Source organism: Campylobacter coli LMG 9860 (assembly GCF_000254135.1).
Classification (GTDB): Bacteria; Campylobacterota; Campylobacteria; order Campylobacterales; family Campylobacteraceae; genus Campylobacter_D; species Campylobacter_D coli.
Window position 1 is genome coordinate 1 of sequence record NZ_AINS01000044.1, and the last position, 24117, is coordinate 24117.

Annotated in this window: 30 protein-coding genes and 1 tRNA gene; 6 read left to right on the plus strand and 25 right to left on the minus strand. The window is 30.6% G+C overall.

The features are described 5' to 3' along the window. The first annotated feature begins 176 nt into the window (after positions 1–176). The gene (locus CCO88_RS06735) at positions 177–1958 is read left to right on the plus strand and encodes a PhoX family protein (RefSeq protein ID WP_002781514.1); all 1782 of its coding nucleotides are present in this window, start codon (positions 177–179) and stop codon (positions 1956–1958) included. A 124-nt stretch (positions 1959–2082) separates the two neighbouring features. Here the strand turns inward: CCO88_RS06735 and trxB are convergent, their stop codons facing one another. The 19 genes from trxB to mqnP form a co-directional block, all read right to left on the minus strand. Beyond that, positions 2083–3021 (minus strand): thioredoxin-disulfide reductase, encoded by a 939-nt coding sequence (gene trxB, locus CCO88_RS06740; protein WP_002785476.1) that lies wholly within the window; start codon positions 3019–3021, stop codon positions 2083–2085. 135 nt (positions 3022–3156) lie between these two features. Continuing rightward, the gene (gene trxA / locus CCO88_RS06745) at positions 3157–3471 is read right to left on the minus strand and encodes a thioredoxin (RefSeq protein ID WP_002778629.1); all 315 of its coding nucleotides are present in this window, start codon (positions 3469–3471) and stop codon (positions 3157–3159) included. Positions 3472–3525: 54 nt separating this feature from the next. Continuing rightward, the gene (locus CCO88_RS06750) at positions 3526–3864 is read right to left on the minus strand and encodes a YraN family protein (RefSeq protein ID WP_002778626.1); all 339 of its coding nucleotides are present in this window, start codon (positions 3862–3864) and stop codon (positions 3526–3528) included. Next, a complete protein-coding gene (locus tag CCO88_RS06755) occupies positions 3864–5114 on the minus strand; it encodes a homoserine dehydrogenase (RefSeq protein ID WP_002839852.1) in 1251 nt (416 codons plus the stop codon). The genes CCO88_RS06750 and CCO88_RS06755 overlap by 1 nt, the downstream gene beginning before the upstream one ends. 1 nt (position 5115) lies before the next feature. Further along, positions 5116–6321 carry an LL-diaminopimelate aminotransferase gene (locus tag CCO88_RS06760; RefSeq protein WP_002778622.1) on the minus strand — a complete coding sequence of 402 codons (1206 nt, stop codon included), beginning with the start codon at positions 6319–6321 and terminating at the stop codon, positions 5116–5118. Between the two features lie 12 nt (positions 6322–6333). Beyond that, on the minus strand, positions 6334–7140 hold the full coding sequence (locus tag CCO88_RS06765) for a hypothetical protein (protein ID WP_002778620.1): 807 nt from the start codon (positions 7138–7140) through the stop codon (positions 6334–6336). Next, entirely contained in the window at positions 7134–8081 is a 948-nt protein-coding gene (locus CCO88_RS06770; protein ID WP_002781509.1) for a helix-turn-helix domain-containing protein, read from the minus strand. Before CCO88_RS06770 ends, CCO88_RS06765 begins: the two co-directional genes overlap by 7 nt. Further along, on the minus strand, positions 8074–8757 hold the full coding sequence (gene rlmB, locus CCO88_RS06775; RefSeq protein WP_002778617.1) for a 23S rRNA (guanosine(2251)-2'-O)-methyltransferase RlmB: 684 nt from the start codon (positions 8755–8757) through the stop codon (positions 8074–8076). Before rlmB ends, CCO88_RS06770 begins: the two co-directional genes overlap by 8 nt. Before the next feature lie 12 nt (positions 8758–8769). Beyond that, on the minus strand, positions 8770–9594 hold the full coding sequence (gene rsmI, locus CCO88_RS06780) for a 16S rRNA (cytidine(1402)-2'-O)-methyltransferase (protein WP_002839855.1): 825 nt from the start codon (positions 9592–9594) through the stop codon (positions 8770–8772). 2 nt (positions 9595–9596) lie between these two features. Beyond that, positions 9597–9797, minus strand: a complete 201-nt coding sequence (rpmE, locus tag CCO88_RS06785; RefSeq protein ID WP_002778612.1) for a 50S ribosomal protein L31 — start codon at positions 9795–9797, stop codon at positions 9597–9599. 78 nt (positions 9798–9875) lie between these two features. Further along, on the minus strand, positions 9876–10529 hold the full coding sequence (locus CCO88_RS06790; RefSeq protein WP_002781505.1) for a 16S rRNA (uracil(1498)-N(3))-methyltransferase: 654 nt from the start codon (positions 10527–10529) through the stop codon (positions 9876–9878). Beyond that, complete coding sequence (locus CCO88_RS06795) at positions 10530–10937, minus strand: hypothetical protein (RefSeq protein WP_002839856.1); 408 nt, start codon at positions 10935–10937, stop codon at positions 10530–10532. Further along, positions 10938–11360: a c-type cytochrome gene (locus CCO88_RS06800; RefSeq protein WP_002778601.1), complete on the minus strand. Its 423-nt coding sequence runs from the start codon at positions 11358–11360 to the stop codon at positions 10938–10940. After that, positions 11360–11941: a 6-pyruvoyl trahydropterin synthase family protein gene (locus tag CCO88_RS06805; protein WP_002839857.1), complete on the minus strand. Its 582-nt coding sequence runs from the start codon at positions 11939–11941 to the stop codon at positions 11360–11362. The genes CCO88_RS06800 and CCO88_RS06805 overlap by 1 nt, the downstream gene beginning before the upstream one ends. Beyond that, a complete protein-coding gene (locus CCO88_RS06810) occupies positions 11938–12681 on the minus strand; it encodes a 7-carboxy-7-deazaguanine synthase QueE (protein WP_002806326.1) in 744 nt (247 codons plus the stop codon). Before CCO88_RS06810 ends, CCO88_RS06805 begins: the two co-directional genes overlap by 4 nt. Before the next feature lie 2 nt (positions 12682–12683). Beyond that, positions 12684–13646, minus strand: a complete 963-nt coding sequence (moaA, locus tag CCO88_RS06815; protein WP_002778595.1) for a GTP 3',8-cyclase MoaA — start codon at positions 13644–13646, stop codon at positions 12684–12686. Positions 13647–13661: 15 nt separating this feature from the next. After that, positions 13662–14180, minus strand: coding sequence for a DUF6115 domain-containing protein (locus CCO88_RS06820; protein WP_002806325.1), 519 nt, complete (start codon positions 14178–14180; stop codon positions 13662–13664). Beyond that, a complete protein-coding gene (locus tag CCO88_RS06825) occupies positions 14173–14673 on the minus strand; it encodes a hypothetical protein (RefSeq protein WP_002778591.1) in 501 nt (166 codons plus the stop codon). The genes CCO88_RS06820 and CCO88_RS06825 overlap by 8 nt, the downstream gene beginning before the upstream one ends. Continuing rightward, complete coding sequence (mqnP, locus tag CCO88_RS06830; protein ID WP_002806324.1) at positions 14664–15548, minus strand: menaquinone biosynthesis prenyltransferase MqnP; 885 nt, start codon at positions 15546–15548, stop codon at positions 14664–14666. The genes CCO88_RS06825 and mqnP overlap by 10 nt, the downstream gene beginning before the upstream one ends. Before the next feature lie 71 nt (positions 15549–15619). On the opposite strand from mqnP, the gene miaA reads away from it, so the two are divergent. Continuing rightward, positions 15620–16489 carry a tRNA (adenosine(37)-N6)-dimethylallyltransferase MiaA gene (gene miaA, locus CCO88_RS06835; protein WP_002781500.1) on the plus strand — a complete coding sequence of 290 codons (870 nt, stop codon included), beginning with the start codon at positions 15620–15622 and terminating at the stop codon, positions 16487–16489. Here miaA and CCO88_RS06840 read toward each other — a convergent pair. Continuing rightward, positions 16475–17038 carry a manganese efflux pump MntP gene (locus CCO88_RS06840; protein WP_002806323.1) on the minus strand — a complete coding sequence of 188 codons (564 nt, stop codon included), beginning with the start codon at positions 17036–17038 and terminating at the stop codon, positions 16475–16477. The two genes, miaA and CCO88_RS06840, sit on opposite strands and share 15 nt — an antisense overlap. A 172-nt stretch (positions 17039–17210) precedes the next feature. Between CCO88_RS06840 and CCO88_RS06845 the strand changes: the two genes are divergently transcribed. The 4 genes from CCO88_RS06845 (at position 17211) to sodB (ending at position 19047) form a co-directional block, all read left to right on the plus strand. Continuing rightward, a tRNA-Glu gene (locus CCO88_RS06845) sits at positions 17211–17285 on the plus strand. A 305-nt stretch (positions 17286–17590) separates the two neighbouring features. Beyond that, positions 17591–17854, plus strand: a complete 264-nt coding sequence (locus tag CCO88_RS10655) for a hypothetical protein (RefSeq protein WP_004284697.1) — start codon at positions 17591–17593, stop codon at positions 17852–17854. A 107-nt stretch (positions 17855–17961) separates the two neighbouring features. Further along, positions 17962–18201, plus strand: a complete 240-nt coding sequence (locus tag CCO88_RS06860; protein ID WP_002806320.1) for an NINE protein — start codon at positions 17962–17964, stop codon at positions 18199–18201. Between the two features lie 183 nt (positions 18202–18384). After that, positions 18385–19047 carry a superoxide dismutase [Fe] gene (gene sodB / locus CCO88_RS06865; protein WP_002778576.1) on the plus strand — a complete coding sequence of 221 codons (663 nt, stop codon included), beginning with the start codon at positions 18385–18387 and terminating at the stop codon, positions 19045–19047. A 26-nt stretch (positions 19048–19073) separates the two neighbouring features. On the opposite strand, the gene CCO88_RS06870 is transcribed toward sodB, so the two are convergent. The 5 genes from CCO88_RS06870 to CCO88_RS10335 are packed head-to-tail and all read right to left on the minus strand — an operon-like array spanning position 19074 to position 23950. Further along, positions 19074–20279, minus strand: coding sequence for a saccharopine dehydrogenase family protein (locus CCO88_RS06870; protein ID WP_002839859.1), 1206 nt, complete (start codon positions 20277–20279; stop codon positions 19074–19076). 35 nt (positions 20280–20314) lie between these two features. Continuing rightward, complete coding sequence (locus CCO88_RS06875; RefSeq protein WP_072231692.1) at positions 20315–21223, minus strand: ABC transporter ATP-binding protein; 909 nt, start codon at positions 21221–21223, stop codon at positions 20315–20317. Further along, positions 21207–22823, minus strand: coding sequence for an ABC transporter permease (locus CCO88_RS06880; protein ID WP_002839860.1), 1617 nt, complete (start codon positions 22821–22823; stop codon positions 21207–21209). Before CCO88_RS06880 ends, CCO88_RS06875 begins: the two co-directional genes overlap by 17 nt. After that, positions 22823–23827 carry a Fe(3+) ABC transporter substrate-binding protein gene (locus CCO88_RS06885; RefSeq protein WP_002778568.1) on the minus strand — a complete coding sequence of 335 codons (1005 nt, stop codon included), beginning with the start codon at positions 23825–23827 and terminating at the stop codon, positions 22823–22825. The genes CCO88_RS06880 and CCO88_RS06885 overlap by 1 nt, the downstream gene beginning before the upstream one ends. Beyond that, positions 23828–23950: a hypothetical protein gene (locus tag CCO88_RS10335; protein ID WP_002778566.1), complete on the minus strand. Its 123-nt coding sequence runs from the start codon at positions 23948–23950 to the stop codon at positions 23828–23830. Between the last annotated feature and the right edge of the window lie 167 nt (positions 23951–24117).

Consider the following 24117-nt stretch of genomic DNA (forward strand, 5'->3'; position numbering starts at 1 on the left):
TTCATTAATATCTTTAATTCGTTATTCACCAATACCTAGATAGGTTGGGTGTTGATGAAATTTATTTACAAATTCTTCTTATATATTTCTTATCTTACTTATTTGAAAGTTTCTAAAAAGTTTCCAAACATTTCTATACTTTCATTGTTTTAATTTCAATACGGAGTAGAAAACAAATGCAAAGAAGAGTATTTTTAAAAGGTTCAGCTTTAGGTTCTATGGTGGCTTTTTTTGGAGGTTCAAATTTAAGTGCTGCGATACTTAAGGATAAAGAGTTGTTAGGTTTTAAAGCTGTAAGTGCAAGTACAAAAGATGAAGTCATAGTGCCTGAGGGCTACGAGGCTAAAGTTTTGATATCGTGGGGAGATCCACTTTTTAGCAAAGCAAAAGCCTATGATGAAAGTAAAAATATCGATATGAATGCAGTGAATAATACTCGCTTTGTTTTTGGAGATAATAATGATGGTATGAGTTTTTTTTCACTTTCAAAAAATAGAGGAATTTTAGCCATAAATAATGAATACATTAATCCTGAAATCATGTTTAATCATCATGGTAAAAATTTAAGCAAAGAAGATGTTTTATATGAGCAAGCCAGTGTGGGTGTAAGTGTATTAGAAATTCAAAAAAAGGGTAATGAATGGGCTGTAGTTTTGGATTCTAAATACAATCGTAGAATTGATGCAAATACTAAAATGGAAGTAAGCGGAGCAGCTAAAAAAGAAGTTTTAAAAGATAAAAAATTTGCTTATGGAACTTTTGCAAACTGTGCAAATGGCCAAACTCCTTGGGGAACTTATATTAGCTGTGAAGAAAATTTTGATGATTATTTTGGAAGTTCTGATGAAAATTTAAAATTTGATGAAAATTTTAAGCGATATGGCTTTAAAACAAAAAGCGAATACGGCTGGGAAAAATTTGACGAAAGATTTGATCTAGCTAAAAATTTAGATGAAGCAAATCGTTTTGGTTGGATAGTAGAAATCAATCCTTTTGATGCAAAAAGCACTCCAATTAAAAGAACAGCCTTAGGTCGCTTTAAACATGAAAACGCAGAATTTATAGTAGAAAAAGATGGTTTGGTTATCGTTTATATGGGCGATGATGAAATCGATGAGTTTATTTATAAATTTGTTAGCAAGCACAAATATGTAAAAGGTGGAGATACAAGTAAAATTTTAGATGAAGGAACTTTGTATGTAGGCCAATTTAATGGCAATGTAGGGGATTTTAGAGGCAGTGGAAAATGGATAGCTTTAGAGTATGGTAAAAACGGCTTAGATGAAAGTAAAGGATTTAAATCACAAGCTGATATACTTATCAATACCCGCCTTGCTGCAAGTGTAGTGGGTGCAACTCCTATGGATAGATGCGAGTGGATAGCAAGCCATAAAGAAAGTGGCTCTAGGGAAGTTTTTGCTACTTTAACCAATAACAAAAACCGTACACAAGCTAATGCAGCTAATCCTAGAACAAAAAATCTTTATGGGCAAATTTTAAAATGGATACCAAAAAATTCACACAAGGATGATGAATTTACTTGGGAAATTTTTACTCTTGTGGGCAATCCTGATAATCAAAAAGGTTTAAACAAAGGGTCAAATAATATCACTAGTGAAAATAAATTTAATTCTCCTGATGGACTTAAATTTGATAGAGATGGAAGACTTTGGATACAAACAGATGGTTCTTATTCTAATAAAGGCGAATATGCGGGAATGGGAAATAATTGTATGCTAGCGGCCAATCCAAAAACAGGTGAAATCAAACGCTTTTTAACAGGGCCTATAGCTTGTGAGATAACAGGAATTGCTTTTGATGAGGATTATACTACTATGTTTGTAGGTATACAACATCCAGGAGAAGGACTTAAGGGTAGTACTTTTCCTTATGGAAAAACACCAAGATCAAGTATAGTAATGATAAGAAAACTTGATGGTGGAGTTATAGGAGCTTAATTAAAGATCTAAAGAACTTATAATAATATCTCTTTTATCCCAAAGATTAAATAAGATCAAAATTATAAGTTCTTCTTTATTTAGATTGTTTTAAGTCTTAAAAAATCTAGGACAAATTCCTAGATTAATGCAAGCTTTCTATATAAGCCATAGCACTAAGCGCTGCTACGGCTCCATCGCCTGCGGCACAAATAACTTGTTTTGGAGCATCTTTTCTAAGATCTCCTGCTGCAAAAAGCCCAGGAACATTAGTTTGCATTTTAAGATTGACACTTACTTGCCCGCCTTCTTCCATATTGCATAAAAACTTACCATCGTCTTGTTTTAAAATTTCATTTCTTACATTAAGTCCCACAAAGGTGAAAATTCCTGGCACATTTAAATCTCTAATGCTACCATCTTTTAATTTTACTTTCACGCCTGTAACACCCATTTTATCACCATATACTTCATCTATGCTTGCACTAGTGATAAGTTCGATTTTTTCATTTTTCTTCACTTTTTCTACTGTAGAAGGCGCAGCTCTAAATTCGTCCCTACGGTGGATTAGATAAACTTTAGAGCAAATATTGGCTAGATATAATGCTTCTTCTAAAGCAGTATCACCACCACCTAAAACCGCTACTTCTTTATTTTTATAGAAAAAACCATCACAAGTTGCACAAGTGCTTACACCCTTGCCAAAAAATTCATCCTCACCTTTAAAACCTGCTCTTTTTGGAGCAGAACCAGTGCAAACTATCACTGCTTTTGCAAGTTCTGTTTTACCGCCCTCTAGTCTAATGGTAAAACTTCCATCTTCATTTTTTGAAATTTGTTCTACACCTACCATTTCATGCTTTAAGCCAAAACGCATACATTGCTCACTCCAAGGTGCCATAAAAGAAATTCCATCCATAACTTGTGCAACACCTGGATAATTTTCAATTTCCGAACTAGAAGTAATTTGCCCTCCTGGCATCCCTTTTTCAAACATTACTACATTTTTAAGACCACCCCTAGTTGTGTAAAGTCCAGCACTAAGTCCAGCAGGACCTCCACCTATAATTGCTACATCTAACATTCTTTTTCCTTTGTAATTTGAATTTTATTAATAATGATATACAAATTATTCTTAATAGTAGTTAATAAAAATTATTATTTAGTATAAATTTGAAATTTTTGAATAAAAGGCTAGTAAAACTAGCCTTGAAGATTTTTATAGTAAAGAATTTAATTTATCGCTGATTGCTTGTTTTGATTGAGCACCAACTAATTGATCTACCACTTCACCATTTTTAAAGAAGATAAGAGTAGGGATAGAGCGAACGCCAAATTCAGCTGCTAAATCGCCTTGCTCATCTGTATTTACTTTACAAATTTTTGCTTTACCGTCAAAGTCATTCGCAAGTTCATCAATTACTGGAGCAAGCATTCTGCAAGGTCCACACCATGGAGCCCAAAAATCAACTAAAGCAACACCTTCTTTTGCTTGTGCAAAATTATCACTTGTTAATTCGATATATTTTCCCATAATTTTTCCTTTCACTAATTTTTGTAATTGTATTTTATTTTTTTAAATATTAGCTTAAAAACTGATATTTTCAAAAAATTGTATCATATCATCACTAATACAGATAAGATCCATTTGAAAATCATCTAAAATCCCATGTTTTAATTCATAAAATTCTATAGTTTTTAAAATTTTTTCATATTTTTTAACATTTAAGCGTTCAGAAACTTCATAATTATTTTGAGTAAATTTAACCTCGATAAAATGTAAAATTCCATCTTTTTTCGCAATGATATCAATCTCGCCAAATTTTGAACGAAAATTACGCTTTAAAATTTCAAATTTTTGTTTTTTTAAAAATTCGCAAGCCTTATCTTCGCCTAAAATTCCACTAAGATATGATGCAAATCCCATTATTCTTCTATGCGCATCATAAAAGGCTTAGCCTTGATAAAATCTTGTTTTTCCAAGATAGAAAGTAAATTTTGAATACTTTTTTCAAAGGTATGATGAGTGGTAAAAAATAAAGTGCTGTAAGTTTCACCCTGTTTTGGTTTTTGCAAAAAGCTGTCTATCGAAATATTATTTTCGCTCATAAATTGAGTAATTTTAGATAAAACTCCTGTTTTATCTTCTACTTTTAATCTTAAATAATATTTTGTATAAATTTCATCTCTATTTAAAAGTTTAAAATTTAAATTATTTTCAAAGCCCATCATAGGACCCTTGGGTTCATTTCTTGCTATATCCATAAGATCAGCGATAACAGCACTTGCTGTAGCATTTCCTCCTGCACCTGCTCCATAATAAAGACTTTCGCCAAGTATATCACTGACTATGCTAATAGCATTCATCACCCCATCGACTTTTGCTATCATTTTATCTTTACTGATCATAGTAGGATGCACTCTTAATTCTACTATGGAATTTTGGGCTTTAGCTATGCCTAAAAGCTTGATAGTAAAGTCAAATTCTTTTGCAAAATACATATCTTCAGCAGAAATTTTACTGATACCTTCGATTAAAATATCTTCAGGTTTAGCGCGTAAACCATAAGCAATGCTTGCTAAAATCAAAAGCTTGTGCGCAGCATCTTGCCCTTCTATATCAAAGGTCGGATCTGCTTCTGCATAACCAAGTTCTTGCGCTTTTTTTAGCACATCATCAAAATTTAAACCCTTGCTATTCATAGCGCTTAAAATATAATTGCTCGTGCCATTGAGTATACCTTCAATACTCAAGATATTATTTGCGCTTAGTCCTTCTTTTAAAGCTTTGATAATAGGAATTCCGCCCGCAACACTTGCTTCATAGCCAAAAGTTGTATTTTTAGCTAACTCTTCAAGCTCATAGCGATGATAAGCAAGCATAGCTTTGTTTGCAGTGACTACAGGCTTATTTTTTTTAAGAATTTCACTGATAATTTTAAAAGGTGTTTCAACCCCACCCATTAATTCCACAAAAACATCTATATCATCTCGTTGCAAAATTTCATCTACATTTGTAACGATAGGAATCAGGGCATTTTCTTTTTGGCTTTTAGCAAGAGCAACAACAGGAATGATATCTTGTCCGCATCTTGCACGAATGATTTCTTTATTTTGAATTAAAACACGAGCAACAGCACTCCCTACAACCCCATATCCTAAAATAGCAACCTTCATTTTATTCTTCTTTCAAGTATTTTTTAATATTGCGTGCAGCTTGACGAATGCGGTTTTCATTTTCTATTAAAGCAATTCTTACATACTCATCTCCAGCTTCACCAAAACCAATACCTGGACTCACAGCTACTTCTGCGTGCTGCAAAAGTTGTTTAGAAAATTCCAAGCTTTTTAAATACATTTTACTTTCAGGCAGTTTTGCCCAAACAAACATACTAGCTCTTGGTTTGTGAAGTTTCCAACCCGCATTTTCAAATGCTTCTAGCAAGATATGCATTCTTTTATCATAAGTAGCACGAATTTCATCTACACAACTTTGATCCCCATCTAAAGCTATAGTAGCAGCTACTTGTATAGGGGTATACATACCATAATCAAACCATGATTTTATCTTTTTAAGAGCAGCTACTAAGCGTTTATTTCCAACTGTAAATCCCACACGCCAACCTGCCATATTGTAAGATTTTGAAAGAGTGTAGGTTTCTACAGCAACATCTTTTGCGCCCTCTACTTCTAAAATAGAAGGGGTTTTATAATCATCATAAGTTAAATCCGCATAAGCGATATCAGAAATAATATAAAATCGCTCTTTTTTTGCAGTTGCAACCAATCTTTCATAAAAACTTTTTTCACAAGTTACCGTTGTTGGATTGTGTGGAAAATTAACCACTACATATTTTGGACGCGGAATGCTTTCATGCAGGGTTTTATCCAAATCTTCAAAGAATTTGTTTTCATCAAGCTCAAATTTTTCATTATATTTAAGAGGCATTTTAGCTACATTTCCTCCTGCTATGATAAAAGCTTGAGTATGGATAGGATAAGCTGGAGCTGGCACTATAGCCACATCTCCTGGATTGATAATCGCTCTTGCTAAATTGACAAAACCCTCTTTAGAGCCCATAGTCGCTACTACTTCACTTTCAGGATCTAAATTTACTCCGTATTTTCTTTTATACCAATTGCAAATAGCTAGGCGAAGTTTATAAATCCCCATAGAGGTAGAATACCCCGAAGTTTTGTCTTTATTGGCGCTTTCACAAAGTTTATCAATGATATGTTGAGGGGTTTTACCATCGGGATTTCCCATAGAAAAATCGATGATATCCTTTCCAGCACGCCTTGCTGCCATTTTGATCGCATTTACTTCTGCAAAAACATAATTTGGAAGCCTTTCTATGGTATTGAAACGAATTTCATCAAACATTTCTCTTCCTTTTTATTTTTTTAGGGTGATTTTTAAACCTCTTCGGATATTGTCTAAACTATACATATCACTTACAATTGCATAAACTGCACCGCTTGGAATAAGCTCTGAAAAATGATTATTTTGAGCTTGACTCTTGACTGCTTTAATAAGATTTAAATTTTTATCTAAAAATAACACTTTAGGAAACCAAAAATCAGCATCATGAGCATCAATCATCAAATTTGAAGCCCCTTGAAGAGTAAATACATAATCTTTAAGCGGTCTTTCTAAAGCTTGTGTGGAATTAAGTTTTAAATCAATATTAGTATTAAGCTGAGCATTTTCAAAATTTAAATCATACTCATAGTCATAAGTACCTATGCGCTTGATATTGTCTATATAAACTGAATTATCTTTTAAAAGAGCGTATAAGGCACCTGGATCTAAAATGTATTGAGATTCTACTTGTATGGTATAGTCTATATTGCCATCGCGTAAAATCATATCCGTAGGAATAAAATATATATATCCAAGATTTGTAAGTGCGTCAGTTAAAATCTTAAAAAATACAACAGAATCTGCTTTAGCTTTAAAATTAAGCTTTAAAGTTCGAGGCTCTGGTAGAGTTAGGTTGATTAAAGAATTGGTTTTTAAAATTCTTGAAATTTTAGCTATGTCTGGATTGCCTTTATTATCCATATAGCTGGAGCTAGGAAACAAAAGACGCAATTGAGAATCTTTAGAAGGATTAGCAACTAAATTTTTCACTAGCTCTAAACTAGAAACAGCAAAAACAGAATTAGCTAAAAATAAAAAAATAAAGATTTTTTTTACCATTCTTTACCTTTATTTAACTTCATAAATTCAGCCGCCGAAATACTTGTAATTTTTCCATCTTTAATCAAAAAGCGCTTTGAATTTCCTGCAGGAAATTTTTGTTCTTTTCCATTTTCATCAAAAACACTTAAAGCCGCAGCTCCTGTTAAAACCAAACGATTTACTTCTAAAGAAAGATTAAAATCATTTTCTTTTACAAGACTAGTTTTTCTATAATTTGATAAATCAATCAAACCTATCCAAATTTTACCCGAAGCTTTAAAATGAGCTTCTTTATTGAGAGCTTTTGAGACTTCTGCAACTTCTTGATTTGTTGTTGCTAAAGAATCATTTGTGCTTAAATTTTCTTCATTGGCATTTGTATTATTTGGTGTGGTAGAAATTTGTTTTATTTCTTCTTTTGTATTGTTAAGTTCTGTATTTTGTATTTGAGTTAAATTGGCTTCTGTTTCATTTTCTTCAGCTTGATTGTCAATCACAACTACATTATTTTCTAAAGCTTTTAGATTAGATTGTGCTTTTCCGATAATATCTACAACGGCCGCACTTGAGTTGTTTTGATCCTTTTGAAAAAAAGATTTAATATAATCAAAATAATAAATCCCAAAACCTATAAGTGCTATAATTATAACTATAATTATAAAAGATACAAAACTAGTTGACTTTTGGCTATAAGCATCTAATTTAGGGGTTATCATCTTAGGCTTGGTGGTTGTATCGTTAAGATTATTTTCATTGAGATAGGTTTCAAATTCTTCATTAAAATCCGTAAAATCAAGTTCGTATTCACGACTTAAAATTTTTACGAAACCACGGACATTAAAACGATTTAAGGTGGCAAAATCCTTTTTAACTAAAGCTTCTAAAAATTCCAATTCGATTTTTGTTCTAGCAGCAACTTCTTTTAAATTTAAATCTTCAATTTTTTTCCAATTAAGCATTTATCATCCTATCACAAAGTATTGCAAAAGCTACACTGACATTAAGGCTGTCGAAATTATTTTTCATTTCTATGCCTACACATTCATCGCATTTTTTTATTATTTTAGCACTTAATCCCAAACCTTCACTTCCTAAAATCAAAGCTTTTTTACCCTTATCGACTTTATAATGATGAATTTGTTTACCTCCACTTGCACTAGCAAAAAGCTTAAATCCTACTTGTTTAAGCTCATTTAAAACGGTAAAAATATCATTATTTAAAGCAATTTCAAGATCTAGCGCCGCTCCACTGCTCGTGCGGATAACGCCTTCCATCGCGAGTCTTTCGCCGATAAAAATAAGTCCATCCACTCCTAAAGCATAAGCTGTTCTTACGATAGCTCCTATATTTCCAACATCACTGATACCATAAAGAATAGCTATAAATTCACCCTTTTTAAGAGTGTGCAAATCTTTAAATTCATACTCTTTAATATCTAGTAAAAAACCTTGATGATTTCCACCTTTAGCATAAGCTTGGGCTGTTTTAAAATCAAGTTTTTTGATCTTAAAGCCTGAACTAGCAATTTTTTTAAAAGTTTCTTTGTCGCACTCTTTAGCTAAATAAAGCTCATTTATAAGCTCTTTATGTCGTTCTAAAATATAAAAAAATATCTGTTTTCCATAAACTATCATTCTAAATTTTACCTAACTTTGACTTAAAAGCAGTTTTTGATAAATTTCTTTTGGATTTTTTCCATTCATCTTTGCCAAAAGCTTGCTTTTTGTTTTTAAAGGTATTTCAAGCTCTAAAATATCATTTTCACACAAGGAATGACTAATGTTATCTTTATCATTTTTAGCCAACACAACAACCCACTCACCCTTTAAATTTACCTGTTTTAATTCATTAAAAAGATCTATAGCCTTGCCTTTAAATTTGGCTTCAAATTTTTTAGAAATTTCTTTAATCGCAAAAACTTCTCTTTGACTATCTAAAATAGCTATTTGTTCTATTAAAGACAAAATGCGTTTAGGAGATTCGTAAATAACACTAGGATACGGATGATTGAGTATTTTTTGGATATCTTTTTGGCGTTCTTTGCCTTTATTGGTTAAAAAACCCATAAAAATAAATTCTTTTTCGCACAAAGCCGAGCTTACAAGTGCCACCAAAGCTGCATTAGCACCGGGTAAAACTTCAAATTGGATATCATTTTCTAAAGCAAAATCAATTAAAAATTGCCCAGGATCACTAATCCCTGGCATACCCGCATCACTCAAAAAAGCAATGTCTTGATTAAAAAATTCCAAGTCTAAATTTTCTAAAACTTTTTTTTCATTGTGGGTGTGAAAAGATATAAATTTTTTATCTCCAAAATCGATTTCAAATTTAGAAGAAAGTAAAGAAAGTAAAGACTTGCTTACCCTTGTATCTTCACAAAAAAAAATATCGCAAGTCTTTAAAAGCTCTAAAGCACGAAAAGAAATATCGCTTAAATTTCCTATGGGTGTAGGAATAAAATAAAGCATAATTATTGCATTGCGTATTTTTTCTTAAATTTCTCTACACGACCTGCTGCATCTACGATTTTTTCGCTACCTGTGAAGAAAGGATGGCAGCTTGAACAAATATCAACTCTTAACTCACTTTTGTTTGATTTAGTAACAAAAGTATTGCCACAAGCGCAGCTAACTTTGCATTCTACATATTCTGGATGAATTTCTTTTTTCATAGCTTTTTCCTTAAAATTAAAACAATAAGCGGTGATTATATTAAATTTAATATAAAAAAAACATTAATTTAAGTAAAATTAAAGCAATATTTTTGCAGCCACTGCAATGGCAGCACTTTGACTTCTCAAAATATTAGGAACTTTAAGGCAAATTTTTTCTTTAAACATTTGTTTTTCTTTGGGGCTAAATCCACCCTCTGGACCTATAAAATAAAGTCGAGTTTTATCAAATTCCTTTACCTCACCTTCAAAATCAACCAAAACAGCATCAGGAAAAACCTTGCTAAATTCTTGTATATTTTTATAGCTTTGAATTTGCATTTTGTGACTTCTTCCGCACTGCTCACAAGATGAAATGATGATTTTTTCTAATCTCTCAAAATCAAGTTTAAAATTTCTTTGAGAAAATTCAGTAAAAACAAGGTGTAATTTTTTAACTCCAAGTTCATTTAAAAAAGGAAGTGTTTTTTCCAAAATTTTAGTATCAATAACCGCCAAGGCTAAATCAAGTTCGCTTTGCGGATGAGACTTAAAATGCTTATGTAAAAAATAAAGCAAACAAGAATTACGATCTAAATTTGAAATTTTATATTCATAAATAAAATCATCCTCTAAATTTCTTAAAGATAAAATTTCATTTTCTTTAATTCTTCTTGCTTTCAAGTGAGCAAATTCTTCGCCCTTAAGTTTTAAAATTTCTTCCCCTGCTTGCTTGTGGTATAAAAATTGCATTTATAAATATTTACCTGTTAAAAAAGGTAAGATTAAAAGGACAAGTTCACAAAATAAAATCATAAAACTAATGCGTCTAAAAGTTATATAGCGTCTTAATCTACGAGCTTTTTTAAATTGTATAAAATGAAAAATAGCTAAAGCAAAAATAAAAATCCAAGAAAAAATCATGAGCCAAAGATTTAAATGTGTTTGAAATTGTTTAATCGCTAAAAGCAAAGAACCTGTAAAAAGCATCAAGGCTAAAAAAACATAGTATATAGGTAAAAATAAACGAATTCTACGGATAAATATAAATTCGGTTTTAAAGTTTCCTTGAGTTAAAACAAGATAAAAAAGCATTAAAAATCCACTAGCATAAAGACTATAAAGATGTAGGGCTAGAAAAAATTCATAACTTTTATCCATTTATTTTTCCTTACTGATGTATTTTGCTAAATTTTCTCTTTGTTCTTGGGTTAAAAAATTGTGAGCTTCATCTTTTAAATTTTGAAGTCTTTGAATAAATTTTTCACTGCTTAAATTTTTAATTGCAATACCTTTTTTGGTTTTAACTTCTCCTTTTTCTCCATGACAAGTAGCGCATTTTTGTTTATATAAAGAATTAATAACACTTGGATTTACATCATAGTCTTCGCTGATACTGGCCTCATCATCAACCGGTAAGGGCAAATTCGTATCGCTAAATTCGGTTTTTTCATCATTTTGTTCAATTTGTACTATTTCTTCGGTAGTATTTTGGTTTTTGTGATTAAATTCTTTATCATCACTACAAGCGTTTAAAAATAAAACTGCAAATAAGCTTATTAAAATACTTAAGTTTTTACCCATTAAACCTCCTTAGGATTTGTAAAAATGTGTAAATTTTTCAACTTATCATAAAATTCTATATCATTCCATTCTGCTTTTATAGCAGGTGAAAATTCTATATCTTCAAGTGCGATTTTTGGCATAGTAGGACTATAAGCATCTTCTTTAAACCCTTGTGCATAGCCTGTTCTTGTTTCATGTACTATAATGCTTTGCAAATTTACACCTTGTTCGCCATTTATCATCTTGGTTTGTTTTAATAAAGCATCGATTAAAATAAAAAATACACGGCAAAAATTTTCAGCACTGACATTAACAGGCAAGCTTATCCAGCGCTGCGAGTATTTTTTCATTTCATTTAAATAAGATTCATCATCTTGATTAAAAAGTGTAATAGCATGATCAAAGCTGTCAATAATTTGACGCATATGGGTTTTTAAAAGCCCAAAGTCATAAACCATTCCCGCATTATCTAAATACTTGCTTTCAAGTAAAACCTCAACCTTGTAAGAATGTCCATGAATACTACTTTTACAACGACTTGAAGAACAAAATCTAACAATATGAGCATTTTCAAATTCAAATAATTTTCTTATAATCATACACCCTCTTTATCATTCCAAAGACGAATATGGATTCTATCAGAATAATTATAACCATTTTTAATACAAAACTCGGCTATTTTTAAAGCATTTTGTTTTAAATTTTGCTCATTTTCTCCCATAGGCATACAAAAAATTTCATTAGGCGCTTTTTCTAAAATTTCTAAAATTTCTAGTGACAAACTTTCTAATTGACTGGAATTTAAAACAAATTTGTAAAAGCTATCTTTAGCATAATGCTTAAAGCCTTTAAGGGCATTGAAATTTAATCTTTTTTCTTTACCCATCCCGCTATTTTGAAACTTGACACTTAGAGCAAAAACACATTCTTTATAAAAAGGATATTTTTCAAAATCAAGCTCTATGCTTCCATTGCTTTCAAAATGCACTTCAAAATTATTTTTCAATAAAGCTTGGATAAAATCGATAAATTCTGGATTTTCATGATGGATTAAGGGTTCTCCTCCAGTAATCACCACAATAGGATTAAAATCTTTTTTTAAATCAAGCACGCGTTTAAAAAGTTCACTTGCATTTAAAATTTCATATTCTTCATTAAATTCTTTAGTAAAAACTGCCCTTATAGTATCGCAACCTTTAAGAGTTTTTCCATTTTTAATAAGCTTTACCCCAAAGCCTGAGCAATTAAAATTACATCCTGCAAAACGCATAAAAATGGCTAGTTTTCCGCTATATTTGCCTTCTCCTTGTATACTTAAAAAACTTTCAACAAGTTGCAAATTTAACCTCCGGTTTGATAAAAAGCGCGAGATGAAGTTTCGTTATCTACCACACTCCATCTATTTTTTTCAGGTTTATTGCGTAATACTTCTTGTAAAATGTTTGCAGCAGCGTTAATATCACCTTTTCTCACTGCTTCTTTAATGCTTAAAGCCTCATCAAAATAAAGACAAGGTATAAGTAAACCCTCAGCGCTTAAGCGAATACGGTTGCAAGAATCACAAAATTCATGGCTATGTGGATCTATAATCCCAAATTCATAACCATCCGCACTATAAATACTCACAGGAGCTTTTTCAGCTTTTTTAATGAGTTTTACTTGATATTTTTGACTTAGAATTTGTATGATTTCATCTCTTTTTAAACCTTGTAATTTTCCATAAGCATGTATATTTTCCATAAATTCAATAAAGCGAATTTGAATGTTTTTAGATTTTGCAAATTCCAAAAGAGGTATCAACTCATCATCATTTAAACCCTTTAACACAACAGTGTTTAGCTTGACTTTTAAACCTACGCTTAAGGCCTCATCAATCCCCGCTAAGACACTATCTAAAACATCTTTTTGCGCGAGAATTTTTGCTTTTTTGCTTTCTAGGGTATCAAGAGAGATATTTAAACGCTTCAGTCCAGCATCTTTAAGATCTTTAGCAAAATCTTTTAATAAAAAACCATTCGTTGTAATGGCTAAATCAAGATCTTTTTTATAATCATTTATCATTTTTATAAACACACTTAAATCTTTACGCAGTAAAGGCTCTCCTCCAGTGATACGAATTTTTTCGATCCCTTCATCAATAGCCACTTTAACAAACAAGAAAAGCTCTTCAAAGCTCAGTAAATTTTCTTTAGGTTGATGATTAAAAGGAATTTTTGGCATACAATAAAGACAACGAAAATTACATCTTTGGGTTACTGATATTCTAAGATAATTAATCTTTCTGCCAAACTGATCAATAAGCATTGCCTCTCCTAGTGATTATTTGATAAGTTGTTTAAATTTTAAAACAAGCTCAACATTTCCAGTGCCTATACGCAAATCTTTTGCAATTTGCTCTATACTTTTTCCCTCTTTAAATAAATCCACAATTTTTTGCTCTTCGGTATCATAATTTGGTGTTAATTTTGTCATACTTTGTGCTTTTTGTTCCAAATTTAAAATACGATTTTGTTGCTCATTTTGAAAATCTTCTATAATATGCTCCATGGTTTTTAAAGTTCTTAAAACGGGGGTAATTTTTGCACTGATTTGTTTTTCAAGCGTGATTTGAATTTCTTCTTTCAATAGAGTAATTTTATAGTCCTCTTCCTCTTGATCGCCCTCATCTTTTACGCCTAATTCTTTGCGTAAATAATGAAGTTCTTTTGTAATATCTTCAACCACGCCTTGGAGTTTGTTTATTTTTGCACTACTTTCTTTATCTTTGATATTCATATAAGCTAATATTGCAACCGAAAGTACGATCATAAAAACTAAATAAAGCACATCATTACTCATTTTTGTCCTTTTTATTTCTTATCATATCTCTTTGCAATTGAACCACGAAAGCATCAAAAGCTATTCTATCTTCGGGTTTTATTTTGATAATTTGAGCTAATTTTTTATTTTGAGCTTTAGCAAAAATGGCCATTTTTTGATTATTAAGATCAAATCTTATGTAATACTCTTTTCCTTCTTCTAAAATCTCATCTAAAAAATTTAAATATTCAAAATTTAAAGATTCAACCACGCCTTTTTGTTTGAGTACTAAAAGATCTTTATTTTTATCCAAAGAATCCTCAAGTCTTAAAATATCTTCTTTTAAGCTCAAAAGTAAATCGAAAATGATTTTCTCGCCCTCATCAAAATCCACACGCAAGGCGAGTTTTTTCCATTTTGAAAGTTGAGAAATGGCACCTAATTTTAGATATTCTTGTAAAAAATGGTTATTTTCAATATCACAACACTCTAAAGAAGCTTCAAATCCTGCCTTAAAAAGACTTATTTCCATACTAAATCAACCCAAATAAAAATAAAAAATATTATACTTAAATATCCATTTAAAGTAAAAAACGCTTTATCAATGTGAGCAAAATTTTTATGTACAATTTTATGTTCAAAAGCCAAAATAATACCGCTGATAATCATTCCAAATAATGCAATATTTCCAAGCGCTACTCCCCAAACCTGCCAAACAAAAAGTAGCCAAAATAATACTGCTAATACATGGCAAAAAGCCGAGATAAATAAAGTCGCCTTAGAGCCAAATTTAGCAGGGATAGAATGAAGTCCTACTTTTTTATCATACTCCATATCTTGTAAAGAGTAAAGCAAATCAAATCCAGCCGTCCAAAAAGTTACCCCTAAGCATAAAATCACACTATAAATGTGAATTTCACCCATGACTATCACACTGCCTGCAATAGGTGCAAGTCCTAAACAAAATCCTAAAACTAAATGCGCTAAAGAACTAAAGCGTTTAAAAGCAGAATAAATTGCCAATACAAAAAGCACAGGAAAAGAAAGATAAAAAGCCAAAGTATTGATAAAATAAGAACACAATATAAAAATAATCGCATTAAGGATAATAAAAATCCAAACGCTTTTGCGTCCTATTTTTCCACTGACATTAGGGCGATTTGCACAGCGAGGATTGTCTTTATCGATATCTTCATCCATTAAACGATTGGTCGCCATAGCAAAATTTCTTGCACTTACAGCACAAATAATACCCAAAATCAAAGCCTTAAAACCAAACCAAGCGCTATCATTAACGAGTTTTGAAGCCACTATCATAGATGAAAATAAAAAGGGCAAGGCAAAAATAGAATGCTTAAATACCACAAGTTCCAAAATATCTTTAAATTTATTCCAAATTGTATTCATGTTTTTCACTTTAAAATATTTTTTGCTATGATTTTACTAAAATTTTCATAAATTTTAGGATAAATTATCACATGTTTTTTCAAATCGCACTTATAGGAACCACTGCCAGTGGAAAGACTTATATAGCAAATGCCTTAGCTAAAGAATTTAATGCAGTGGTTTTAAGCCTTGATAGTCTTTGTGTTTATAAAGAAATCAATATAGCCAATGCCAAGCCATCTAAAGATGAGCTTGCAAATTTAAACTATTTTGGAGTAAATTTATTAAGTGTTGATGAGCATTTTAATGTAGAATTATTTATAAGAGAATACCAAAAAGCAAAAGAATTTGCTCTTATAAATGATTTGCCTTTGATTATAGTAGGTGGAACAGGTTTTTATCTAAAAACGATGATAGATGGTTTAAGTCAAAAAATTCAAGATACGACTAGTACTTTAAGTAATGATGAAATTTATGCTCTTTTATTAAAAATTGATCCGGCTTATAAAATAGAAAAAAATGATACTTATCGTCTTAAAAAATGGCTAAGTATTTATGAAAGTACAAATGAAATTCCTAGTGATTTTTTAAAAAAGACACAAAAAGATGGGGTGCTTAAGGATATTGAAATTTATGAGCTTGTATGGGATAGAGAAATTCTAAGAAAACGCATAGAAGCAAGAACAAAAGAAATGATTGATAATGGGCTTATAGAAGAAGCAAGAATGCTTTTTTCAAATTTTGATAACAATCTTAAAGCATTAAATTCTATAGGGCTTAAGGAATGCAAAGAGTATTTAGAAAATCAAATTTCTTTAAAAGAGCTTGAAAGTTTGATTAGTATACATACATCACAGCTTGCCAAGCGTCAAAGAACTTTTAATAAAAAATTCCAAAGCACTCCTTTGGAATTTTCTAAAGCCCTAGAGTTACTTAGAAATAAATTTTTAGCTAAAGAATAAATGCTCAACTAAAATTTTTATCCCTAAGATTATCAAAACAGCTCCCCCTAAAAATTCAGCTTTGTTTCTAAAGCGAGTGCCAAATTTATTGCCTAATTCTAAAGCAATAGCACATAAGATAAAAGTAATAGAGCCTATTAAAAATAATGCCAAAAATAAATCAACATTTAAAAAGGCAAAGCTAACTCCTATAGCTAAGGCATCAACACTTGTAGCTACAGCTAAGGCAAACATGATTTTAAATCCAAATTGATTTGAATTGGTGTCGCAATTTTCATTCTCAAAAGATTCTTTAATCATTTTTAGCCCAATTAAAGAAAGTAAAACAAAGGCTATCCAATGATCAATACTTGCAATAAAAGATGCAAAAGTGATGCCTATAGCATATCCAATAGCTGGCATTAAAGCTTGAAAACCACCAAAATAAACTCCTGTAATAATATAGTGTTTTAAATTCAATTTTTTAACACTAAATCCCTTACATAAAGATACAGCAAAAGCATCCATCGCTAGTGCACAGGATAAAAGAATAAGACTATAAAAATCCATGACAACTCCTATGAAAGATGTAAAAGTTGAGAATTATAATAAAAATTTCTTAATTAATTTTTTTAATGAAATTATGATTAAAAATTTATAGCAGTGGATTATATTTAATTAAACTTTAAGAATAAAAAATATATAATTCAACTTCATTTTTATTTTTACTCCTTTTAAAAGTGGCCCATTCGTCTAGCGGTTAGGACATCGCCCTTTCACGGCGGTAACACGAGTTCGAGTCTCGTATGGGTCACCACTTAAATCCTTTTTTAATATTTCCGAAATCAATCTAGATGTTCTTATAGGATTTTTACTTAATATTTTTATTGTTTTTCATAAAAATGGATTTATAAACTTATAAGAATTTTATTTATAGAATTTTTTGTTTTATTAGAATGATGAGGATTAATAAACAAATGAGCCATGATACCAATTTTTTCTTGTTATATTTTAAAGATAAAATTCCAAAGGATTCTTTAATTTTTCTTAAGGAAAGTTTAGAAAAAGCAAGCGAAGAACAAAAAGAAAAGCTTTTATTTGCTAAACTGAAAAATCCCCTATATGGACTTTTATTTGCTTTTTTTGCTTCCTGGTTTAGATAGAATTTATAATGGCAATATAATTTTAGGTATACTTAAAATCATATCAGCAATACTTGTTTCTATAGGTTTAATAATAGCAGAAGATAAAAATGATGAAAGCACTATGCTGATTTTTATAAATTTATTTTTCATACTAAGTGTTTGGGTGATTTTGGATTATTTTTTGGTATGGAAAGATATTTGTCAAAATAATCTTAAAAAAATTTTTGAAGTTTTACAATGAAGCAAGATAAAACGATATTGCTCATATTTAAAGATAAGATTCCCGAAGAAAGGCTATTTATCTTAGAGGAAGAATTAAAAAAAGCCAAAAAGATCTAAGTGCTCTTTATGCTATCTCTCTTAAAAAATCCTTTGGTTGGCCTTGTATTAAGTATAACTGTGGGATTATTTGGGGTTGATAGATTTTATAAGGGCGATATCTTGTTAGCTTGTATTAAATTAGCTTTTTTTATAATACCTTTATTTGCTACTTTTGCTGCTTTTATAGCATTGTTAGATGAGAGCCATTCGATTTTTATAGATTATTTTGCCATTTTTGCTTTAATGTTTGTTGTTGCTAGCATTTAGAAGCTTGTAGATATTTATCTTGTTTTTGTAGGTATTAAAAAAGATAATTTTCATAAAATTCTTAATTTTTTCTCTTAAAAAATGTCTTGGAAATTTAAAGAAATAATTAAAGACTTTCTTAGTCTTTTTATATAATTTTTATGCTACAATATTTTGTCAAACTACTAAATTAAAGGAGAAATTATGTTTGAATTAAGAAAATTACCTTATGATACCAATGCTTTTGGTGATTTTTTAAGTGCTGAAACTTTTAGTTATCATCATGGAAAACACCACAATACTTATGTAACAAATCTTAATAATCTTATCAAAGATACTGAATTTGCAAGTAAAGATCTTGTAAGCATTATTAAAAGTTCAAGTGGTGGAGTATTTAACAATGCTGCTCAAGTTTATAATCATGATTTTTATTTTGATTGTATTAAACCGATCACAGGCTGTGGCTGTGGTGGCTCATGCCAAAGTATGGATGCTAATTTACAAGCAGCTTTAGAAAAAGAATTTGGTTCTTTAGAGAATTTCAAAGCTGAATTTATCAAAGGTGCGACAGGGGTTTTTGGTTCAGGTTGGTTTTGGTTAGTTTATAATACTAAAAATCAAAAATTAGAATTTGTGGGTACTTCAAATGCAGCTACACCTATCACTGAAGATAAAGTTCCTTTACTTGTTGTGGATGTTTGGGAGCATGCTTATTATGTAGATCATCGTAATGCGCGTCCTGCGTATTTAGAAAAATTCTATGCTCATATTAACTGGGAATTTGTAGCAAAAGCTTATGAATGGGCTTTAAAAGAAGGTATGGGATCAGTTAGCTTTTACGCAAACGAACTTCATCCTGTAAAATAATACAAGGCATCTTAAAAGATGCCTTTTTACTCTCCTAAACTTGGAGTCATTTCGATAATCTTCCATGGAAGTCCTTGAGAATTAAGCTCATCCATAAAAGGTTTTGCGTCAAATTCTTCCATATTAAACACACCTTTTCCTTGCCAAATTCCTTTAGCGATTAGTTTTGTACCTATCATCGCAGGAACTCCTGTAGTGTAGCTTACCGCTTGTGCGCCGGTTTCTTTATAACATTCTTCGTGATTGCAAACATTATAAATATAAACTTGTCTGTCTTTGCCATCTTTTATGCCACGGATTACACAACCTATATTGGTATAACCTTTTGTGCGAGGACCTAAACTTGCAGGATCAGGAAGTAGGGTTTTTAAAAATTCTATAGGAATGATTTCTTTACCTTGATGCATCACAGGTTTTATACCTAGCATTCCAACATTTTCAAGGCATTTCATATGAGTTAAATAACTTTGTCCAAAAGTCATAAAAAAGCGAATTCTCTTCAAACCCTTGATATTTTTTACCAAGCTTTCAAGCTCTTCGTGATAAAGTAAGTAACTATCTTTTACGCCTACTTCAGGATAATCCCATTCCATTTTTATTTCCATCGGTTGTGTTTCTATCCACTCGCCTTTTTCCCAGTAGCGTCCCTTAGCAGAAACTTCTCTAAGATTGATTTCGGGATTAAAATTAGTCGCAAAAGCATAGCCATGATCGCCTGCGTTACAATCTAAAATATCTATATAAGAAATTTCATCAAATAAATTTTGCTGCGCATAAGCACAAAAAACATTTGTAACGCCAGGATCAAACCCACTTCCTAAAAGTCCTAAAATTCCTGCTTCTTTAAATTTATCATTTCTTGCCCATTGTTCTTTATACTCAAATTTAGCTAGATCTGGATGCTCATAGTTTGCTGTATCAACATAATCAATTCCTGCTTTTATGCAAGCATCCATCAAGCTTAAATCCTGATAAGGCAAAGCTACATTAAGCAAAATTTGCGCCCCTGTTTTTTTAATAAGCTCTACAACCGCATCGCTATCATCTGCATCAATTTGTGCGGTTTGAATTTCTACTCCTAGATGCTCTTTGATAAAACTAGTAATTTCATCGCATTTGCTTTTGGTTCTACTTGCTAGAGTGATTTTACTAAAGGTATCTGAATTCATTGCGCATTTTACGGTAGCTACCCGACTTACCCCGCCTGCGCCTATGATTAAAAGATTTTTCATTGGTCGTGTCCTTAAAGAAATTTTAGGAATTTTAGCTAAAAATTGATAATATCAAAATTTATTTTTTCTTTTAGCGTGTAATTTGAGCTGAGCAACATAAAAAAATCTATATTTTTATATCTTACTTTGAGTCTATAAAAAGCTCCTAAAAATTCTTTTTGCAAAATTGTAGCTTCAAAACGATTTCCTATTTTAAGTTCTGCATAGCCAAAAGTATAATTTTTTGAAGCAATCCACTGAAAAAATTCATCTTCTAAATCAAGCTCTTCTTCTATGATATTTAAATCAGGTAAAATTCTAGCACTTTTATGATTAGGCTTAAAATAAAGCTCTTTAGGATTTGCATGAGCTAGAATTTCTCCTTTATCAAGAAAGGCGATTTTATCAGACATACAATAAGCATCCTCGATATCGTGAGTTACCATAATGGCTGTAATTTTTTGTTTTTGTATGAGTTTTTTTAGCTCTCTTCTTAAGTCTTGTTTTAAATTCTGATCTAAATTAGAAAAAGGTTCATCTAAAAGCAAAAGTTTACAGCCTCTTGCTACTGCTCTAGCAAAAGCCACTCTTTGCGCTTGTCCGCCCGAAATTTCATCAATTTTCTTATATCTTAAATTTTTAATTTCAAAGGTTTTTAACAAATCCTCTAAAATTTGTTTTTTATCTTTTTTATCATAGAGTGCAAAAAGTATATTTTTTTCAACATTTAAATGGGGAAATAAAGCATAGTTTTGAAACATCATCGCCACTTCGCCCTTGCATTTTAAAAATTCACAAGAGCTCGCTTGTTCTAGTTGGGCGATGATTCTTAAAAGTGTACTTTTACCACTTCCGCTCCCTCCTAAAATGCTTAAAAATTCTCCTTCTTTAACATGAAGATTGATATTTTTTAAAGCTTGTATTTTGCCAAAATTTTTTGATAGGTTTTTAATTTCTAACATCATCTTTCCTTGTGATTTTATCCATCCAAATAACAACTATTAAAGAAAGTAAAACAATGAGCAGCGAAGGCAAAGCAGCATCATAAATTCTCTCATCACTTGCAAACCAAAAAGCTTTTACACTTAGAGTTTCAAAACCAAAAGGAGCTAAAATTCTACTCAAAGGAAGCTCTTTTATGGTATCGATAAAAACAATGATAAAAGCCAAAAATAAAAAATGTTTCATTAAAGGAGTATGAATTTTAAAAAATAAGATCAAATAACTCGGCCTTAAATTTAAACTTGCTTCATCGGTGTTAAGATGGATTTTATTATAACCCCCTTCTAAAGAATAAATTGCACTCGCTAGAAAACGAATAATATAAGCAAAAACTAAAATAATCAATGAAGTGCCTAATAAATTAAGATGAAAAATTTTATCTAAAAACACGAAAAGGACAATCATGCTAATTCCTAAGGCAGCCGCAGGTATAGAATAACCCAAAGAACTTAGCTTAAGAATACATAGGCTGAAAAAGTTATTTTTTATGATTCTTGAGCTAAACATTAAAAAATAAGCCAGTAAAGTCGTAATCAAAGCTGTGATGAAAGCCAATATAATGGTTTGAAAACTAATGATATAAAATTCTGCTTCAAAAAGTTTAAAATCTTTTAGCCCCCAATAAACAAGCCATATAAAAGGCAAGATAAATCCTAATAAAGCGATGATAAAACAATAAAAACAGGCTAAAATTTGCTTTATATGACTTAATTTCCTTTTTTTGATAAAAAGAGTTAAATTTTGATTAAAACTATAATGATGCTTGTTTTTATAATAATAATCTATATACATGATTAAAAAAACAAAAATCATCAAAATTCCTGATAAAATACTCGATGAATAAGAATCATTTAAATCATACCATAGTTTAAAAATCCCTGCCGAAAAGGTATCTACCCCCAAATAAGCCGAAGCTCCATAGTCGCTTAAAGTTTCCATCAACACAAGCAAAGCTCCAGAAAAAATAGCAGGTCTTGCACTTAAAAGCATGATGCGTGAAAAAATTCTAAATTCAGAATATCCCATAATTTTAGTTACTTCATAAGCTTCTATGGCTTCGCTTTTAAAAGCAGTTTTGGCAAATAAGTAAATATAAGGATATAAAGAAATTCCTAAGACAAAAATAACTCCATAGTGGTTGAAAAAATCTATCCTAAAACCAAAAACTTCATGAAAAAAGCCCTGAAAATCCATAATTCCAACATATACAAAAGCTAAAATATAAGCAGGTATTGCCAAGGGTAAAATGAGTAATTTTTCTAAAATCCTACAAAAGTAAAAATTATAATTTGCCATCAAATAAGCACTACTTACACCTAAAATCAAGCTTAGTAATAACACCCCTATACTAACTATCAAAGTATCTTTGATGAATTTTAAAAACAAATAATCAAAAAAATGACTCAAATTTTCTTTAATGGATGAAATTTCAGCCAAATTGCTTGTATTGAAATTTTGAAAAAGAATATAAAAAAGCTCAGCAAAGATGCCAAAAATAGGTAGAGTAAGAAAAAGGGCAAGTAAAATTGCCCCTATCTTGTAATACTTTAGGGTTTTAAGCATTATCTAAAACCGACTTGATCATAAATTTTAACAGCCTCTTTAACCTTTTCTGCTATTTGACTCACAGGTATTTGATCTTCTTTAAAAGTTCCAAAATCTTTTACTGTTTGGCTTAATTCTACATCATTTCTTATAGGAAATTCATAATTGCTATCAGTGAGAATTTTTTGGATTTCTGGAGTTAGCATAAATTCCATAAACTTCTTAGCTGCTTCTTGATTTTTGCTTGATTTTGTCATAGCAATACCGCTGATATTTATATGAGTTCCTCTATTGTCTTGATTTGGAAAAATAATACCTAAAGAATTTCCAACTTCTACATCTTTTGGATTTTTAGAATTTTTTAAAAGTCCTATATAATAAGTATTCATAACAGCAAATTTAGCCTCACCTGCAAAAACTTGTCTAGCTTGATCCCTATCTCCACCCTTTGGCTTGGTTGCAAGATTGTCAAGCACACCCTTAGCCCATACTTTAGCATTTTCATCTCCATCATTAGCTATAATAGAAGCTAAAAGAGTTTTGCTATAAGGAGCTGTAGCACTTCTCATAACGATTTGTCCTTTAAATTCAGGCTTAGCCAAATCTTCATAGTTTTTCATTTTGCTAATGTCAGTGTTTGCATTTTTATTGTAAGCAATAATTCTTGCTCTTTTTGTAATCGCAAACCATTCCCCATCTTTATCTCTTAAATGAGCGGGTATAGTATCTTCTAAATATTTTGATTTAACAGGGCTTAAAAGTCCAGAATTTTTTGCTTCTGTAAGATTGGATATATCGGCTGTTATAAAAATATCAGCAGGCGAATTGCTTCCTTCAAGCGAAAGTCTTTTGATGAGTTCTGAAGCTTTAGCTTGAGTATGATTAACTTTAATGCCTGTTTTTTCCTCAAATTTTTTTATAATCTGAAAATCAGCATCATAATGTCTTGCCGAGTAAATGTTAAGTTCTGCAGCACCTAGTAAAGAAAAACCTAATAAACATAAAGAAAAGATTTTTTTCATTTATTTGTCCTTATATTGAGAATTATATTTAGTTTTATCATGATCTTTAAAATCAGCATTAGAGTGTTCAGAGCACGCAAATGCAAAACCTAAGCAAAATAAAAATAAAACTAATTTTTTCATTATTTCTCCCCCCTTTTTTTTGTGATTAAAATTAGACTAATTTTTGATAAAGGATATTAATATTAAAAAGTAAATATAAAGTAACTTAATGATTTTTCTAATGATAAGTATTTTCATTATTATTATAATTAATTTTGATACTAATTATAAATAATTAAATTTAATAT